Origin of the sequence: Stutzerimonas chloritidismutans (genome assembly GCF_038562055.1) — a bacterium.
Taxonomy (GTDB): domain Bacteria; phylum Pseudomonadota; class Gammaproteobacteria; order Pseudomonadales; family Pseudomonadaceae; genus Stutzerimonas; species Stutzerimonas chloritidismutans_A.
Map to the genome: position 1 here is coordinate 146,750 of NZ_JBCFXD010000002.1, position 15,853 is coordinate 162,602.

The 15,853-nt window shown below is 59.4% G+C and carries 18 protein-coding genes; 6 read left to right on the forward strand and 12 right to left on the reverse strand.

What is annotated here, in order from left to right; all coding sequences use genetic code 11:
- Positions 1-66: 66 nt before the first annotated feature.
- On the forward strand, positions 67-1,272 hold the full coding sequence (locus AAGW23_RS04100) for an aminotransferase class V-fold PLP-dependent enzyme (RefSeq protein WP_342405087.1): 1,206 nt from the start codon (positions 67-69) through the stop codon (positions 1,270-1,272).
- Positions 1,269-1,700, forward strand: a complete 432-nt coding sequence (locus AAGW23_RS04105) for a SufE family protein (protein WP_342405088.1) — start codon at positions 1,269-1,271, stop codon at positions 1,698-1,700. Before AAGW23_RS04100 ends, AAGW23_RS04105 begins: the two co-directional genes overlap by 4 nt.
- Positions 1,701-1,719: 19 nt before the next feature.
- Here AAGW23_RS04105 and tcdA read toward each other — a convergent pair whose 3' ends face one another.
- On the reverse strand, positions 1,720-2,526 hold the full coding sequence (gene tcdA, locus AAGW23_RS04110; RefSeq protein ID WP_342405090.1) for a tRNA cyclic N6-threonylcarbamoyladenosine(37) synthase TcdA: 807 nt from the start codon (positions 2,524-2,526) through the stop codon (positions 1,720-1,722).
- A gap of 159 nt (positions 2,527-2,685) precedes the next feature.
- Here tcdA and dapE point away from each other — a divergent pair, with 159 nt between their 5' ends.
- The 3 genes from dapE to AAGW23_RS04125 all read left to right on the forward strand — a co-directional run bounded on the left by dapE (position 2,686) and on the right by AAGW23_RS04125 (position 5,124).
- Positions 2,686-3,834, forward strand: a complete 1,149-nt coding sequence (dapE, locus tag AAGW23_RS04115; RefSeq protein WP_342405092.1) for a succinyl-diaminopimelate desuccinylase — start codon at positions 2,686-2,688, stop codon at positions 3,832-3,834.
- On the forward strand, positions 3,828-4,631 hold the full coding sequence (locus tag AAGW23_RS04120; protein ID WP_342405093.1) for a putative RNA methyltransferase: 804 nt from the start codon (positions 3,828-3,830) through the stop codon (positions 4,629-4,631). Before dapE ends, AAGW23_RS04120 begins: the two co-directional genes overlap by 7 nt.
- 121 nt (positions 4,632-4,752) lie before the next feature.
- Positions 4,753-5,124, forward strand: coding sequence for a hypothetical protein (locus tag AAGW23_RS04125; RefSeq protein ID WP_342405094.1), 372 nt, complete (start codon positions 4,753-4,755; stop codon positions 5,122-5,124).
- A gap of 102 nt (positions 5,125-5,226) precedes the next feature.
- Here AAGW23_RS04125 and AAGW23_RS04130 read toward each other — a convergent pair whose 3' ends face one another.
- The 4 genes from AAGW23_RS04130 to AAGW23_RS04145 form a co-directional block, all read right to left on the reverse strand.
- Positions 5,227-5,793, reverse strand: a complete 567-nt coding sequence (locus AAGW23_RS04130; protein ID WP_342405095.1) for a DUF1285 domain-containing protein — start codon at positions 5,791-5,793, stop codon at positions 5,227-5,229.
- Positions 5,794-5,802: 9 nt separating this feature from the next.
- Positions 5,803-6,408: a DUF4823 domain-containing protein gene (locus tag AAGW23_RS04135; protein ID WP_073300746.1), complete on the reverse strand. Its 606-nt coding sequence runs from the start codon at positions 6,406-6,408 to the stop codon at positions 5,803-5,805.
- Positions 6,409-6,482: 74 nt separating this feature from the next.
- Entirely contained in the window at positions 6,483-7,373 is an 891-nt protein-coding gene (locus AAGW23_RS04140; protein ID WP_342405097.1) for a radical SAM protein, read from the reverse strand.
- 47 nt (positions 7,374-7,420) lie between these two features.
- Positions 7,421-8,041: a TetR/AcrR family transcriptional regulator gene (locus AAGW23_RS04145; protein WP_342405098.1), complete on the reverse strand. Its 621-nt coding sequence runs from the start codon at positions 8,039-8,041 to the stop codon at positions 7,421-7,423.
- A 73-nt stretch (positions 8,042-8,114) separates the two neighbouring features.
- Here AAGW23_RS04145 and AAGW23_RS04150 point away from each other — a divergent pair, with 73 nt between their 5' ends.
- A complete protein-coding gene (locus AAGW23_RS04150) occupies positions 8,115-9,248 on the forward strand; it encodes an aminotransferase class V-fold PLP-dependent enzyme (protein WP_342405099.1) in 1,134 nt (377 codons plus the stop codon).
- A 206-nt stretch (positions 9,249-9,454) separates the two neighbouring features.
- On the opposite strand, the gene AAGW23_RS04155 is transcribed toward AAGW23_RS04150, so the two are convergent.
- The 7 genes from AAGW23_RS04155 to pabC form a co-directional block, all read right to left on the reverse strand.
- Entirely contained in the window at positions 9,455-10,858 is a 1,404-nt protein-coding gene (locus AAGW23_RS04155; protein WP_342405100.1) for an amino acid permease, read from the reverse strand.
- Positions 10,859-11,045: 187 nt separating this feature from the next.
- The gene (locus tag AAGW23_RS04160; RefSeq protein WP_342405101.1) at positions 11,046-11,831 is read right to left on the reverse strand and encodes a TatD family hydrolase; all 786 of its coding nucleotides are present in this window, start codon (positions 11,829-11,831) and stop codon (positions 11,046-11,048) included.
- A gap of 143 nt (positions 11,832-11,974) precedes the next feature.
- Positions 11,975-12,331 carry a PilZ domain-containing protein gene (locus AAGW23_RS04165; RefSeq protein WP_019342489.1) on the reverse strand — a complete coding sequence of 119 codons (357 nt, stop codon included), beginning with the start codon at positions 12,329-12,331 and terminating at the stop codon, positions 11,975-11,977.
- Positions 12,332-12,362: 31 nt separating this feature from the next.
- Positions 12,363-13,352 (reverse strand): DNA polymerase III subunit delta', encoded by a 990-nt coding sequence (locus AAGW23_RS04170; protein WP_200638178.1) that lies wholly within the window; start codon positions 13,350-13,352, stop codon positions 12,363-12,365.
- Positions 13,345-13,977, reverse strand: coding sequence for a dTMP kinase (gene tmk / locus AAGW23_RS04175; RefSeq protein WP_200637752.1), 633 nt, complete (start codon positions 13,975-13,977; stop codon positions 13,345-13,347). The genes AAGW23_RS04170 and tmk overlap by 8 nt, the downstream gene beginning before the upstream one ends.
- Positions 13,974-15,041 carry an endolytic transglycosylase MltG gene (mltG, locus tag AAGW23_RS04180; RefSeq protein WP_200637750.1) on the reverse strand — a complete coding sequence of 356 codons (1,068 nt, stop codon included), beginning with the start codon at positions 15,039-15,041 and terminating at the stop codon, positions 13,974-13,976. Before mltG ends, tmk begins: the two co-directional genes overlap by 4 nt.
- Positions 15,038-15,853 (reverse strand): aminodeoxychorismate lyase, encoded by an 816-nt coding sequence (gene pabC / locus AAGW23_RS04185; protein WP_200637748.1) that lies wholly within the window; start codon positions 15,851-15,853, stop codon positions 15,038-15,040. Before pabC ends, mltG begins: the two co-directional genes overlap by 4 nt.

A 15,853-nucleotide genomic window follows, 5' to 3' on the forward strand; every position in this document is an offset into this window, starting at 1 on the left:
ACGCTTTAGCCCCGCCTGTCTAGGCAGTTCCTCCACAGGCGTCCCGTCCTGCTTTCAGGAGTATCCATGCCGCTGATATCCCCCTGGCGCGCCGACTTTCCCGCCTTGGCTATCCTCGAAGCCCAGGGTCAGACCTACCTGGATAGCGCGGCCACTTCGCAGAAGCCCCAGGCACTGATCGACGCCCTTACCGGCTATTACACCTGTGGCACCGCTAACGTTCATCGCGCCCAGCACCAGCCGGCTGAACGAGCGACTCGCGCATTCGAAGACTCGCGGATCAAGGTGGCGCGCTGGCTCAACGCCGCATGCCCGACCGAAATCGTCTTCACCCGCGGCGCCACTGAAGCGCTGAATCTGTTGGCTTATGGCCTTGAACACCTGATTACAGCGGGTGATGAAATCGTCGTCAGCGCCTTGGAGCACCACGCCAACCTGTTGCCCTGGCAGCAGCTGGCCCGGCGCCAAAACGCGAAGCTGGTCGTATTGCCGCTCAACGAACACGGCATCATTGATATTGAAGCCGCAACCCGCCTGATCGGCCCGCGCACCCGCCTCCTTGCCATCAGTCAACTGTCCAATGTACTCGGCGCTTGGCAGCCGTTGGCAGAATTGCTGCCACTGGCCAAGGCCCAGGGCGCGCTTAGCGTAGTCGACGGTTCGCAGGGCGTGGTTCATGGCCGGCATGACATGCAGGCGCTGGACTGCGATTTCTATGTACTTTCCAGCCACAAGCTGTACGGCCCGGAAGGCGTCGGCGCGCTCTATGGCAGGGGCGAATCGCTGCTCAAACTCAGGCATTGGCAGTTCGGCGGCGAAATGGTCCGCGTTGCTGACTTCCAGAATGCCGACTTTCATGCCGCACCGCTTGGATTCGAAGCCGGCACCCCACCGATCGGCGGGGTGATTGGCTTGGGTGCCACACTGGACTATCTGTCAAAACTGGATGCCGAGGCCGTCGACCGCCACGAGCTGACCCTGCACAACGCTCTGTTAACAGGTTTGGCGCAGCGACCGGGCGTGCGGCTATTGGGCCGCCCTCAATTGGCGCTCGCAAGCTTCACCGTCGACGACATCCATCATGGTGATCTGGCCCATCTACTGACCGAACAGGGCATTGCCATACGCAGCGGCACCCACTGCGCCCAGCCTCTGATGAAGTCTCTGGGTGTCGAAGGCGCGATTCGCGTATCGCTCGGACTGTATAACGATGGTGTCGATCTGCAGCGATTCTTCGATGCGCTGGATCAGGCACTGGAAATGCTGCGATGACCGAGCTGCCCGAAGCCGCTGAGGCAACGCTTCAGTCCTTCCAGTTGGCGGCAGGTTGGGAGCAACGTGCGCGGCTGTTGATGCAGTGGGGTGATCGGCTTGAGCCCCTGAGCGATGCCGAACGCAATGAGCTCAACCTGGTTGCCGGCTGTGACAGCAAGCTCTGGCTGGTTGGCGAACAGCTAGGCGATAGCTGGCACTTTCGCGGCACCAGCGAGGCCCGTCTGTTGCGCGGGCTGCTTGCCGTGCTGCTGGTTCGGGTAAATGGCCTGGATGCCGACGAGCTACAGCGGCTCGACGTAGCGGACTGGTTCGGCCAACTGGGCCTCTCTCGACAGCTCTCGCCATCCCGGGCCAATGGAATGAACGCCGTTATCGGCAGAATGCGCGAGCTGGCGGCGGCCGCCGGGCGAGCCTCGAAAGGCTGAAGGCCAGACAGTGGCCGTTTCAGCTCTTCGAACGCTCCGCCGGCCGCCGAGCCCCGGCGACCAGTTTGTCAACCGCCCTCGCTGCAGCGACCAAGCCGAAACTGGCAGTCACCATCATTGACGCTCCAAACCCGCCGGCGCAGTCGAGCTTTACCCCCTCGCCGACAAAGCTCTTGCTCTGGCAAACACCGCCGTCCGGTTTGGGGTAGCGCAGCTGTTCGGTGGAGAACACACAAGGCACGCTGTAGGTCCGACCTGGCGTACGGGAGAAGTTATAGTCGCGCCGTAATAGCGAACGCACTTTAGCCGCCAGCGGGTCGTTGAACGTTTTGTTCAGGTCGGCGACCTGGATCTGGGTGGGATCGACCTGTCCGCCAGCCCCGCCGGTCGCGATGATCTGGATCTTGCGCCGCTTGCACCAGGCGATGAGCGCGGCTTTGGCCGGTACGCTGTCGATGCAGTCAATAACGCAATCCAGCTGCTCGGTGATGTACTCGGCCATGGTTTCGCGAGTCACGAAGTCGGCCACGGCGTGAACCACACACGCCGGGTTGATCGCCTTTATCCGCGCCGACATTTCATCCACCTTTGGCTTGCCCACCGCGCCTTCAAGCGCATGGATCTGCCGATTGGTGTTGGTAATGCAGACATCATCCAGATCGAACAGACTGATCTCACCGACGCCACTGCGCGCCAGCGCCTCGGCCGCCCACGACCCAACTCCGCCGATACCGACCACCGCGACGTGCGCAGCCGCCAGCCGCTGCAATCCCTCGGAACCGTATAAACGGGCGATGCCGCCGAACCGTTGATCGTCGATAGACATGGCATACCTCAAACAAGACATTCGCGGATTATAGGCCCGAGCCCTCGCCGTCCCAACCAGGCATACCGAGGCGTTTTCAACCAGGCTGGTTCTGACCCGCTGCTGCCCTGCTTTTTAATTTAATATGGCGCCCTTTCCCCGCCTTACCCCGGAGCCGTGATGACCGCCGCCGCCCTCTCCCCGACCCTCGAACTTGCCTGCGAGCTGATCAATCGGCCATCGGTCACCCCGCTGGATGAGGGCTGTCAGCAGCTGATGACCGAGCGGCTCTCCGCCTGCGGCTTCGCCATCGAGTCAATGCACATCGAGGACGTCGAAAACTTCTGGGCGATTCGCGGCAACGAAGGTCCGGTCCTGTGCTTCGCCGGCCACACCGATGTGGTCCCTACCGGCCCGGTACAGGCTTGGCAGAACCCGCCGTTCGCCGCACGGATCGATGAGAGCGGCATGCTTCATGGTCGCGGTGCGGCGGACATGAAAGGCAGCCTGGCGTCGATGATTGTGGCGGTTGAGCGCTTTACCGCTAAGCACCCGAACCACAAAGGCCAGATCGCGTTTCTCATCACCAGCGACGAGGAAGGCCCTGCACACTACGGCACCAAGGCCGTCGTAGAACGTCTGCGGGAGCGAGGTCAGCGCCTGGATTGGTGCATTGTCGGCGAGCCATCGAGCACCACACTTGTCGGTGATGTGGTCAAGAATGGCCGCCGCGGCTCACTCGGCGGCACGCTTACCGTTCGCGGACAACAAGGCCATGTGGCTTACCCGCACCTTGCCAAAAACCCGATCCATCTGGCCGCGCCAGCCTTGGCCGAGCTGGCCGCCGAACACTGGGATGACGGCAACCCATTCTTCCCGCCGACCAGCTTCCAGATCTCCAATCTGAATTCAGGCACCGGCGCGACCAACGTCATCCCCGGAACGCTGGAGGCCGTGTTCAATTTCCGTTTTTCCACCGAATCCACGGTCGAAGGATTGCAGCAACGCACCGCGGCGATTCTCGACAAGCACGGCCTGGACTGGAGCGTCGACTGGGCGCTTTCAGGTTTGCCCTTTCTGACCGAACCAGGTGATCTGCTTGATGGCGTGGCTGCGGCGATCCGCAGCGTCACCGGCCGCGAGACCAAGCCCTCTACGAGCGGCGGCACCTCGGATGGGCGCTTCATCGCCACACTGGGCACCCAGGTGGTCGAGCTGGGACCGGTAAACGCGACGATTCATCAGGTAAACGAGCATATCCTCGCCAGCGACCTTGATCTGCTCACCGAGATCTACTACCAGACCCTGGTCAACCTGCTCGCATGCTGATCTGTCCTATCTGCCACGGCGAGCTGGGTGCGGTGGAAAATGGCGTTGCCTGCCCGGCCAATCACCGGTTTGATCGAGCCCGTCAGGGTTATCTGAACCTGCTTCCGGTGCAACACAAGAACAGCCGCGATCCCGGCGACAACCAGGCTATGGTCGAGGCGAGGCGGCGCTTTCTCGATGGCGGCCACTACGCGCCGCTGGCGAAACGCCTGGCACAGCTGGCAGCCGAACGATCGCCGCGTCGCTGGCTCGATATTGGCTGTGGCGAAGGTTATTACACGGCGCAAATGGCTCAAGCACTGCCCGGCGCGCAAGGCTATGCGCTGGATATTTCCCGCGAAGCCGTCAAGCGCGCCTGCAAGCGCGCGCCGAAGATCGACTGGCTGGTAGCAAGCATGGCCAGGGTGCCGTTGGCCGATGCCAGCTGCGATCTCTTAGCCAGCGTCTTCAGCCCGCTGGATTGGACCGAAGCACGTCGCCTGCTAGCGCCCGGCGGCGGCCTGCTGCGCATGGGGCCGACTCGCGAGCATTTATGGGAACTGCGAGGGCTGCTGTACGACGAGGTCCGTGATTACGACGACCGGAAGCATCTGTCGCTTATTCCTGAGGGTATGCATCTCGCACACAGCGAGACCCTAACCTTCGAGCTGCAATTGGACGACTCGCAGGCGCGAGCCGATCTGCTGGCGATGACTCCGCACGGCTGGCGCGCCAGTGCCGAACGCCGCGCGGCAGTCATTGAGGCGCCATTGCACGTACGGGTTGCGATACGCTATGACTGGATTCAAAGAGACTGATCAAAAGCTGCAAGCAAACGCTACCTCGATCTAAAGTCGATGCAATGCGTCTGATGTGCCCTTTGAGGCCTCAACACTTACCATCCAATCGGCTGTACCGTCAGCCAGACAAGGCCATTTCATGCGTCAACCGGATATCGAAATCTACCTCAGGGACGCCAGCCAAGACGCCGTCACTGACTGGCTGACCCAGGCGGTCGGGACCTGCTCCCCCTGGCAAGCAAAGGGTAAAACCTTCAAGTGCAGGGCCGGCGACATTCCAGTGACCTGGCTGCCCAAGGCTGTAGGAAAGTGGCATAGCCTGCTGCTTGAAAGCGACGGCACGCCTTGGGAAGACGATGTAGCCTGCGCCCGCGATGCCTATCAGGCACTCGGCGTGGAAATTCGCTGCGCACCGGGCGGCTGGCAGGAAGAAGAATCGGTGGAAGACGCCGACCGCTGGATCAGCGTCAGCGAGCGTGGCGAAGCTGAAATCGTCTGGCGCACCGACTGACCCTCAGCCAGCGCAGCGCACTCGATACGTCTGTGACGAGACGCAAAGCCAGCAAAGGGTTACCGAGGCCGGAAAGTGAGCGGCTCAAGCCGCTCTAACGCACTACTCGGAGCGACCAATCTGAAAAAACTGGCCATGGCTCCAGACGCCTAGCCAAGCGACACCATCGATCTCTCGCGGCACTGCCAGTTCCACCAACTGGTAAAACACGTTGCGATGTATAAGTGCCTCGAGATTGGCTCGCACATGAACGTAGGGTGCTGGCTCCTGCGTATCAGGATTCAGCTCGACCCGCATGGGATGCTCGATTCCCGCTTCGGTTTCGTCGCCGACATTGGTGATAAAGCGCAACACCTGGCCTTCGCCACTTCCTTCCGCCACCAACTCCACTGCCACGAAAGGCGCGTCATCCACCTTGATGCCGACCTTCTCGACTGGGGTCACCAGGAAATAATCGTCGCCGTCTCGCCGGATCACCGATGAAAAAAGCCGCACCATTGCTGGCCGGCCGATTGGCGTGCCCTGGTAGATCCAGCTCCCGTCGCGCGCGATTCGCATATCCAGATCACCGCAGAATGGCGGGTTCCATAGGTGTACCGGTGGCAGGCCTTTTTTCTCGGCCTTGGGAATCTGACTCAACAGGTTTGCAGCTTTTCCCGTATCGCTCATATCGGCTCCTCAGCGTCCCAGGCCTATCAGGCGCCGGGCGTAGTCACGCAAGGGCGGCCCCAACAAGACCTGCGGTGTCGCGTCATAAATGTTTAGCAAACCGCCGCGGCTTCGAATACTTGCCGTATCGACCAGATACCGATTTCCGGTCTCGATCAGCATCAACTGAACCACACTGGTATCAACACCCAGACGATCAAGCGCGCGCTGGTCGTTGAGCTCGTCAAAACTGCCAATACGGTCATCGGCCGCGGCAAAGCGCGAATACAACAAGTAATGGGCACCAGCGATCGCCGCCTGGTTCAATGCTTCCTCCAGCCCTACAGGTTCTGGTGCGCGCCGGACCAGCGGAAAGTAGCGGACGAAGCTCTCAAACGCCTCTTCAGCCACCACGTTCGGTCGAGGATAAGCCCCGCCTGGGGGAACGAAGTGCCCCTGCGCAATGTAGATGAATGAATCCGGCTGCAGCCGCCACGAGGCGGACCTCACCGTCTCGCTATGGTCGAGAATGCCAACGTCTCGCAGTTGGTAGCGGGTTTCCTCGGCCATATCGCTGACCTTCATGCAGCCGCTCAGCATGAGCACGGCCACGATAAGGCTGAACACTTTCATCATTTGCACCAGTCCTGACGGAAAACCGACGTTCGACAAAGCAATGCAGCAAACACGCCAGCTCGCAGGAATATGAGTCAGAGGCCCCGCTGCCACTCTTGGCGCAGCGGTGCACGCTCCGGTGATTCAATAGCCTGGCGGACTTGAGCTAACAGGGCGCTCTTGTCCTGGCCCAGAACGCCCTTGAGTACCAGGTAGTTTGAAGCATGGTCGCTGCGGAACACGGTGTCCTCGAGCTCCAGCGACTGCAATAGGGTCTCGATCTCGGCGAACAGCGCCTGACGGTCAAGTGGCTCGAAATCCGCAAACCCTTGGCGAAAGCGCGCCTCGCCGCCCGGGAAGCTGACGACAAGCGTAGACAGATACTCAGGCTGCGCCTGATTCATCAAGCGGGCCGAATTTACTGCATGCTGCGCACTGAGTAGCTTTCCGCCCAGGCCGTTGAGGATCATCACCGAGCGCGTGATTCCAGCCTGCCGCAACTTGTCCAATGCGCCGAGGGTCGACTCGTACGTCTCACCTTTATTGACCCGTGCCAACACCTCGTCGTCGCCGGATTCTGCGCCTATATAGGCCATCTTGAGACCGGCATCGGCAAGCTCCTTGAGCTCGTCGACCGACTTCTTGCGAAGATTACGCGGCAGGCAGTAGCTCGACACGCGCTCGACATCGGGCATGTGCTTGCGGATTTGCTCGAGAATAGTCAGCAGTCGGCGAGTCGGTAGTACCAGCGCATCCCCATCAGCTAAAAACACGCGCTGAACGATCAGTCGCTCGCCACATCGCCTGATCTCTTCAAGCACCTGCTCTTCGTCACGAGCACGGAATTTCTTCTGCGGCTGAACATACATCTCGCAGAAGGTGCAGCGATTCCAGGAGCATCCATTGGTAACAGGCAAGATCAGCGAATGCGCTTCGCTTGGCGGCCGGAACACCGGCTCGATGTAGCTGATGGGAAATGTGCTCATCGGATCTACCCGCCTCGCCAGCTAGCCATTGCCGCTGGTCCAAGTTGCTAGTCGCGCTTGCGCTTGTTGCCCATTCGCACGCCGATATCCATCAGGAATTGGAAGAAACCTTCCTGATCCTCAAGAACATTGCTCCAGAATGGCGAGTGATACAGCGCAACGGCACCATGCACCAGAGCCCACGCGGCGCAATAGTGGAAGTAAGGCGGTACGTCTTCCAGCTTGCCTTCGGCGATGCGACCTTTGATCAGCTGGGTCAGGTGCTCGAAGTTGGAGGCGCGGATACGATGAAGTTCCTCGACCATTTCAGGCACCTGATTACCTTTGACCACCTTTTCCTCGAGCCGGTCAAACAGGCGATAACGCTGGGGGTCGCCCATACGAAACTCGAAGTAGGCTCGCGACAACGCTTCCTTGTCCTGATCGAGACTCGACGAGTGGAGCAGCTCATTCAAATCCCGCTCGTAGTCGAGCATCAGCCGAAGGTAGATTTCAGCCTTCGATTTAAAGTGCTTGTAGATGGTGCCTTTGCCGATGCCCACCCTGTCGGCGATCATCTCGACAGTGACACTGTCTTCACCTTGTTCGAGAAATAACTGGAGCGCCGTGTCGAGAATCTCTTGTTCGCGACGGCGAAATTCGCGGACCTTGCGGGATTCATTTTGCATAAGGGGCTGCGGAGTGAAAAATCGAAGCAGATGATTATGCCTGTTTAGTCAGAAAATGCACGGAACATTGCCTATGAGTACAGTGAATGACGAATTTCCCCAAATCGAAGGCTTACGGTACCTAAATCACGCGGCTGTTGCGCCCTGGCCACGTCGCGCGACTGATGCGGTAATCAAATTTGCCGAGCAGAACAGCACGATTGGCGCGCGCGATTATCCCCAATGGCTAGCGGTCGAACACCGTCTGCGAGATCGTCTGGCCAGATTACTCAACGCACCCACCCCAGCGGACATTGCGCTGGTTAAGAACACCTCGGAAGCGCTTTCTTTCGTGGCCTTTGGGCTTGATTGGAAAGCAGGTGACCAGGTCGTCATAAGCGACGAGGAGTTTCCTTCCAATCGTGTGGTTTGGGAGGCGCTGCAACCGCAAGGAGTTGAGGTCATCCAGGTCAGTCTCAAGGGCAAAGATCCCGAAGGCGATCTGCTCGCGGCCTGTGGCCCGAGCGTGCGGCTACTGGCGATTAGTGCCGTGCAGTACGCCAGTGGGCTACGGCTCGATCTGCCACGACTCGGTCAAGGCTGCGAGCAACGAGGGGTACTGCTGTGCATTGATGCAATACAACAGCTGGGCGCGCTGCCATTCGATGTTCAGCAGTATCGATGCGCGTTCGCCATGGCGGATGGGCACAAATGGCTATTGGGGCCGGAGGGCCTGGGGGTGTTCTATTGCCGTAGCGACTTGCGCGGTCAGCTCAAGCTTCACGAATACGGCTGGCATATGCTTGAGCACGCCGGTGATTATGACCGCAGCGACTGGCAGCCAGCATCCAGCGCTCAGCGCTTCGAGTGCGGCAGCCCAAATCTGCTTGGCGCCATGGCATTGGACGCAAGCTTGTCTCTGCTGGAAGAAGTTGGAATGGTCGCAGTGGGCCAGGCACTGGCCCAACGCATCGAGCATTTTCAGCGCGAGCTGTCGGCCATGCAGGGTATCGCGCTGCTGAGCCCAACCAATCCAGGCCGACGGGCAGGCATCCTTACGTTCACGGTTGACGGAATGGACAACCCGACTGTTTTTCAACGCCTCAAACAAGAGCAGGTTGTCTGTGCGCTTCGGGGCGGAGGGATCAGGCTGTCACCGCATTTCTACACGCGACCTGAGGTCATCGAGCAAACTTTGTCCATCATTCACCGGCTGCTCGCGAAGTGAGCGATCAGCCTGATCGTGACTATTCCAAATCCGTTTAAAAATGACAGCATTCGCCCAGCAGGGTTAGCGATCCGGACCAATACTTCAATCACTGGCCGCGCAATCCCCCCAATGCTCGGCCAGCTGAGGGAGCGAGGAACGTGACCTCATACTCCTAATGGTCTTGACCCGGCTCCTCGTGACGCCGGGTTTTTTTTGCTCGTGCCTCAGGCTTCACTATGCACTTCACGCCTGCTCGAAAGCCGCAACCGGAAGCATATCCAGATGAACAGCACCCAGAAGGGCATGGCAATGATGGACGTTCGCAGACCTGGCATTGACAGCATGATGGCCGCAATCAATGCCACGAACGCCAGGCACAGATAATTGCTGAACGGGTACCAGAAGGCCTTGAAGGAAGGCTCGATACCCTGCGCTTTCATCGCCTTGCGAAACTTCAAATGGGCAAGGCTGATCATTGCCCAGTTGATCAATAGCGCCGCAACCACCAGCGACATGAGCAATTCAAGTGCTGTTTGCGGCAGCAGGTAGTTCACCAGCACGCAGAGCATGGTGACCAGCGCTGATAGGGCGATCGCCAGCACAGGCACACCACGGCGATTCACCATCATCAGCACCTTTGGCGCATCGCCCTGCTCTGCCAACCCGTACAGCATGCGACTGTTGCAGTACACGCCGCTGTTATAGACCGAGAGGGCCGCCGTCAGCACCACGAAGTTAAGGATGTGCGCCGCAGTGTCGCTGCCGATCAGTGAAAAGATCTGCACGAAAGGGCTGCCGCTGTAAGGGTCGCCGGCCGAGCCCAGCGTTTCCAGCAAGCTGTCCCATGGATACAACGCCAACAGAACGCTGAGGGCGCCGATGTAAAAAATCAGAATCCGGTAAACAACCTGATTGATGGCTTTTGGTATGACCGTCTTCGGGTCCGATGCTTCAGCTGCGGTAATCCCCACCAACTCCAATCCGCCGAAGGAAAACATGATAATGGCCAAGGCCATGACCATCCCGCTGATGCCGTTGGGGAAGAATCCGCCGTGGCTCCAGAGGTTGCTGAAGCCGGCCTGCTCGCCACCTGTCCCGCTCAGGAGCAAGTACAGGCCCAGCGCAATCATGCCAACGATGGCGCCAACCTTGACGATGGCAAACCAGAACTCAGTCTCGCCAAAGGTCTTCACATTGACCAGATTGATCAGGTTGATCAGCACGAAAAACACTGCAGCGGTGGCCCAAGTCGGCACTTCCGGCCACCAGAACTGGACGTATTTGCCTACCGCCGTCAGCTCGGCCATTCCCACCAGTACGTAGAGCACCCAGTAGTTCCAACCGGACAGAAAGCCCGCATAGGGCGCCCAGTATTTATGCGCGAAGTGGCTGAAGGACCCAGCTACCGGCTCTTCGACGATCATCTCACCGAGCTGACGCATGATCAGGAACGCGATCATCCCGCCGATGGCATAGCCCAAAATCATCGAAGGCCCGGCGCTGCGCAGCACGCCAGCCGAGCCGAGGAAGAGCCCCGTTCCGATAGCCCCGCCAAGCGCGATCAGCTGGATATGCCGGTTTTTCAGGCCGCGTTGAAGCGGCCCAGTGTGCAGCGCATCGCTGGACATGGCGTCACCTTGTTTGGTCTGTGACGAAGAAAAAACGAAACTGACGGCAGGCGATGCATGAACGTCAAGCCAACCGTCACATCCGCATGCCGGTAGCCGGCATGTGCGTGAAGCGGCGCGGATTGTACACCGCATCTGCAGAGAAGGCCCGCCGCGTGCGCCGGTTTGCAAGCAGCCGCGCCGGGCTTCAGCTCTTGACGCGAGCCAAGGGAAACAGCCGCTTGAAATTCTCCGTCGTTTGCGCGGCAAGGGCCTCGAAACCGACGCCACGCAACTCGGCAAGGAATTCGGCAACTTCCCGCACATACTGCGGCAGGTTCGGTTTTCCACGGTACGGGACCGGGGCCAAATAGGGCGAATCCGTTTCCACCAGCAGACGATCCGCAGGAACACGGCGGGCCACATCGCGAAGCGCTTCGGCGTTGCGAAAAGTTACGATACCCGATAGCGAAATATAGAACCCGAGATCCAGGGCTGACTTGGCCATGTCCCAGTCTTCGGTGAAGCAATGCAGTACGCCGGCCTGCGGCAACGACGCTTCGCGAAGCAGTGCCAGTGTGTCGGCGCGAGCCGCACGGGTGTGGACGATGACAGGTTTACCGCAGATCTGTGCGGCATCAAGATGCAGACGGAACGACTGTTGCTGCAGCTCAGCGGCTTCGGGCTCGTAGTGATAATCCAGCCCAGTTTCCCCGATTGCCACCACGCCGGGTGAGTCAAGCTCCTGCAGTAACCAGCCCAACGCAGGTTCGGCGCCGGGCTCGAGGTCCAGCGGGTGTACGCCCACCGAACAGTCGACGTCTTCATAGCGCTGCGAGAGCGCTTTGACCGCCGCCGTGTTTTCGGCGCTGACACCAATGCAGAGGAAATGCCCAACACCCCGTTGACGCGCTGCATCGAGCGCTGCATCAAGGGAGCCGTCGTGCGAGGCCAGATCGAGGCGATCTAGGTGACAATGCGAGTCGATCAGCATGGAAACTACCCGAACCTAAACGCGCCATTGTAGAGCAAGCACCTGCTCATTCGCAGCCAGGTTCGTCAGGCCAAGGTAGCTCAAGCAAAAACAGCAAAGTCCAGAAGGAGGCGAAGTGAAACGGGCAGCCGTCCGTTATCAACTTACATGGTGTGCGTTGGTCGGTCGGACTTCATCGCGCCGGCCAGGTAGGTTTCGATCTTGTTGCGCGCTGTCGAGTCGCCTTCATTGAATTGCACACCAACGCCCGCCGCCCGGTTGCCTTGAGCACCCTTGGGCGTAATCCAAACGACCTTGCCGGCGACTGGGATTTTTTCAGGCTCATCCATCAGGCTCAGCAGCATGAACACCTCGTCGCCGAGCTTGTAGCTTTTGTTGGTGGGAATGAATAATCCGCCATGCTTGATGAACGGCATGAACGCGGCATAGAGCACTGACTTGTCCTTGATGGTCAGGGACAGAATGCCGTTACGCGGACCAAGGTTTGCAGGCAGGCTCATGCAGTATTCCTAACAACAGTTCCGATGGATTCTAGCTTGGCCCGGGCAAGCTTGCCCACTGCACCAGAAGCGCTTCGAGAAGCAAGACACGGTTAAGGTTGGCTTTGCCTAACACTTTCTGCCGGTGGGCAAGCAGCCAATCCTGAAACGTCAGCAGCCGGTCAGGTGAAGATTTCTCCGCCAGGTATTGAACCACCTTCTGCATATCGGCCGTGCCAAGACCACTTTCATCGCCGGTCATCTGAAAACGCAAAATCAGATGTGCCCACTCGCAAAACCAGTCGAATAACAGAATCAACGAATGCGGGTTCCAGGCTTCAGCAAGCTGACTGGGCGAATGCTGCCGTTTGAGCAGCTTCTTCACCCCGTCGACCACCTGCACCCGCATATCAAGTACACCAGCACTGTGCAGCTTAAGCGCTGCCAGGGGTGAGTTCGCAGACAACGCAAGTAGCTCTTCTCGCTGCGCGGGCGATACATCAGGAAGCTTGGCCGCCAGCCAATCAAGGCTCTGCTGGCGCTTCGGTAATGGACAGCTTTGCTGCACGCAGCGACTCTTGATCGTTGGCAGCAAGCGGCTGGGTTGGTGGCTGATAAGCAACAGAACGGTATCGCCTGCTGGCTCTTCAAGACTCTTCAGCAGCGCGTTGGCAGCGTTCAGGTTCATCGCTTCGGCCGGCTCGAGCAGCACGACCTTGCGCCCGCCTAACTGAGCCGTCTGGGTAACGAACCCTACCAGCTGCCGAACCTGATCGACCCGGATAGCCTTGTCGACCTCCTCGGGCTCCAGGATGTAGTGGTCTGGGTGGGTATGAGCGGCCAGTAACAGACAGCCTTTGCAGCTTCCACAGGCGACCTGCGTTGACGGTCGCTGACACAGCAAAAGCGCCATAAGCTGTTCGGCTAGCGCACGCTTGCCGATGCCCGCAGGTCCATGTAGCAAATATGCATGAGCATGCTGTTGACGACCGGCCAGCAGATGCCAGAGATCAGCTTGCCAGGGAAGAATGCCGTCAGCCACGGGCACGTTCCAACACCTCAGGCAAAAGCCTGTCCAGCGCCTCTTGCACCGCCGACAGGGACAGGCCCGCGTCGACAATGCGGTAGCGCTGCCGGTCTTGCCCCGCCCGACGGAGATAGGTGTTGCGCACGGCCTCGAAAAATCCGAGCCCCTCTTGTTCAAACCGATCGAGGCGGCCACGCGCAGCGGCCCGGCTTAGACCGACCTCTACAGGCAAGTCGAAAACTAGCGTCAGGTCTGGGCGCATCTCGCCCTGTACGAAACTTTCAAGCTGTTCGATGCGCTGAGTAGAGAGCCCACGCCCACCACCCTGATAAGCGTAGGTGGCATCGGTAAAGCGGTCGCAAAGCACCACAGCGCCACGCTCAAGCGCGGGGCGGATGACCTGAGCAAGATGCTGGGCGCGCGCAGCAAAAACCAGCAAAAGCTCCGCATCACTGTTCATTGGCTCGTCGGCAGGCGCCAACAGCAGCTCACGAATGGACTCCGCCAATGGCGTACCTCCAGGCTCTCGTGTCAAGACGACATCAAGACCGTGGCCGCGCAAGCGCTGGGCGAGGTACTCGCGGTTGGTGCTCTTGCCCGCACCCTCCGGCCCTTCCAACGTAATAAAGAGTCCTGTCACTGGGCATTCTCGATCGGCGCCGGGCTTTGCCGGGGCGGTGGGCTGGAGCGGTAGTCTGATCGGCGCTTGAGTTGATACTCACGCACCGCGCGGTTGTGCTCGCTCAAGGAATTGCTGAAGACATGACTGCCATCCCCCCGCGCGACGAAGTAGAGGCTTTTTCCTTCAACTGGATGCAGAGCTGCGTGAATCGCTTCGCGGCCAACCATAGCGATCGGCGTCGGTGGTAGGCCGCTAATGGTATAGGTGTTGTAGGGAGTCGGCCGACGCAAATCACTGCGGGTGATGCGGCCCTTATACTTTTCGCCCATGCCATAGATCACCGTCGGATCAGTCTGCAGCAGCATGCCCTGCTCAAGCCGACGAACGAAAACGCCGGCGATCTCGCCGCGCTCTGAAGGAACGCCGGTTTCTTTTTCAATAATGGAAGCCATGATCAGCGCCTCGTAGGCGTCTTGATAGGGCAAGCCTTCACTACGCTGTTGCCATTCTTCAGCCAGCACTGTCTCCAGCCGCGAATGGGCGCGCTGAAGCAGCTCAAGATCGGAAACACCGCGTGTAAAGCTATAGGTGTCTGGAAAAAAACGCCCCTCGGGGTGCGAGCCCTCTTGACCGAGGCGCTCCATGACCTTCTCATCCGACTGGCCAGCTATCGTCTGCTGAACCGTAGACAACGCCTCCAACGCGGCCCGCACCTGACGAAAGTTCCATCCTTCGACGATGGTCAAGGTGTGCTGCACCACCTCGCCTCGTTGCCATAGCCCAATCATGTCGCGGGCAGTCATCTCAGGGCGCAACTGATACTCGCCGCTGTGCAAGGTATGGCCGGAAAGTTTCAGCCGCCAATGCAGCCTCAACCAAAACGAGTCGCCCAATATGCCGTCTCGCTCCAACCGCAGAAACAAGCCACTGGGCGTATCGCCGGGCTGGACCTCGAGCGCTTGCGCTTCATCAATCTGAAGTGGTTGTCCCAACGCGGCCTGCAGCTTCCAAAAGACCACGCCGAGCACCAGCGCAGCGACCAGCGAGGCGCCAATTAGCGCATAAGACAGTTTTCGAATCACGTATTGCTCGACAGATCATTCACCAAGCATTGAAGTTTACGTGTGACAGGCCCCACCGGCCATACACTGGCGTCCAATTGGCGCACAGGCCAGATACCGTACAGACTGTTACACATAAAAACCTCGTCTGCACGATGTAGCTGATCGAGCGAAAGATCGCCGATGTGGGTTGATACGCCAGCTTGCTGCGCGCGCTCCAGCACTTCTTCGCGCATGACCCCCGCCACACCGCAACGCTCGAGGGACGGAGTCATCAACCTGTCTGAATCGACGATAAACAGGTTACTGAACACGCCTTCGATAACCCGCCCGGAGCTGTCGCGCATCAAGCCTTCAGCGAATACCGAATCCTGCCACTCGGCGCGGGCCAGCACCTGCTCCAGACGGTTCAGGTGCTTCAGCCCGGCCAGAATCGGCTGCTCGGCAAGACGGGTCGTACAGGGGAAAAGGCGCACGCCCTGTTCGGCATGTGCATTCGGGTAATCAGGCAGGGGTGATCCGGTTAGAACGATTCGGGGCCGGCAAGGAATGGGGGGAGCGTAGCCTCTCCTGCCCTCCCCTCGGCTGACAATGAGCTTAGCTACACCCCTCCCAAGCTCGGCACAGAAAGCGCTGAGATTATTGTTCAAGAGGTCGATATCACAGGGAATAGCCAGACGCTGACAGCCACGCGTCAGTCGCTGTAAATGCCTATCTAACAGCTCGGGCTGGCCGCCCACCACCTTGATCGTCTCAAACAAACCGTCGCCGTACGCAAGCCCTCGATCATGAATGGGCAGCCCTTCAGCCGGCTGCCCGTCCACCCAGCTCAA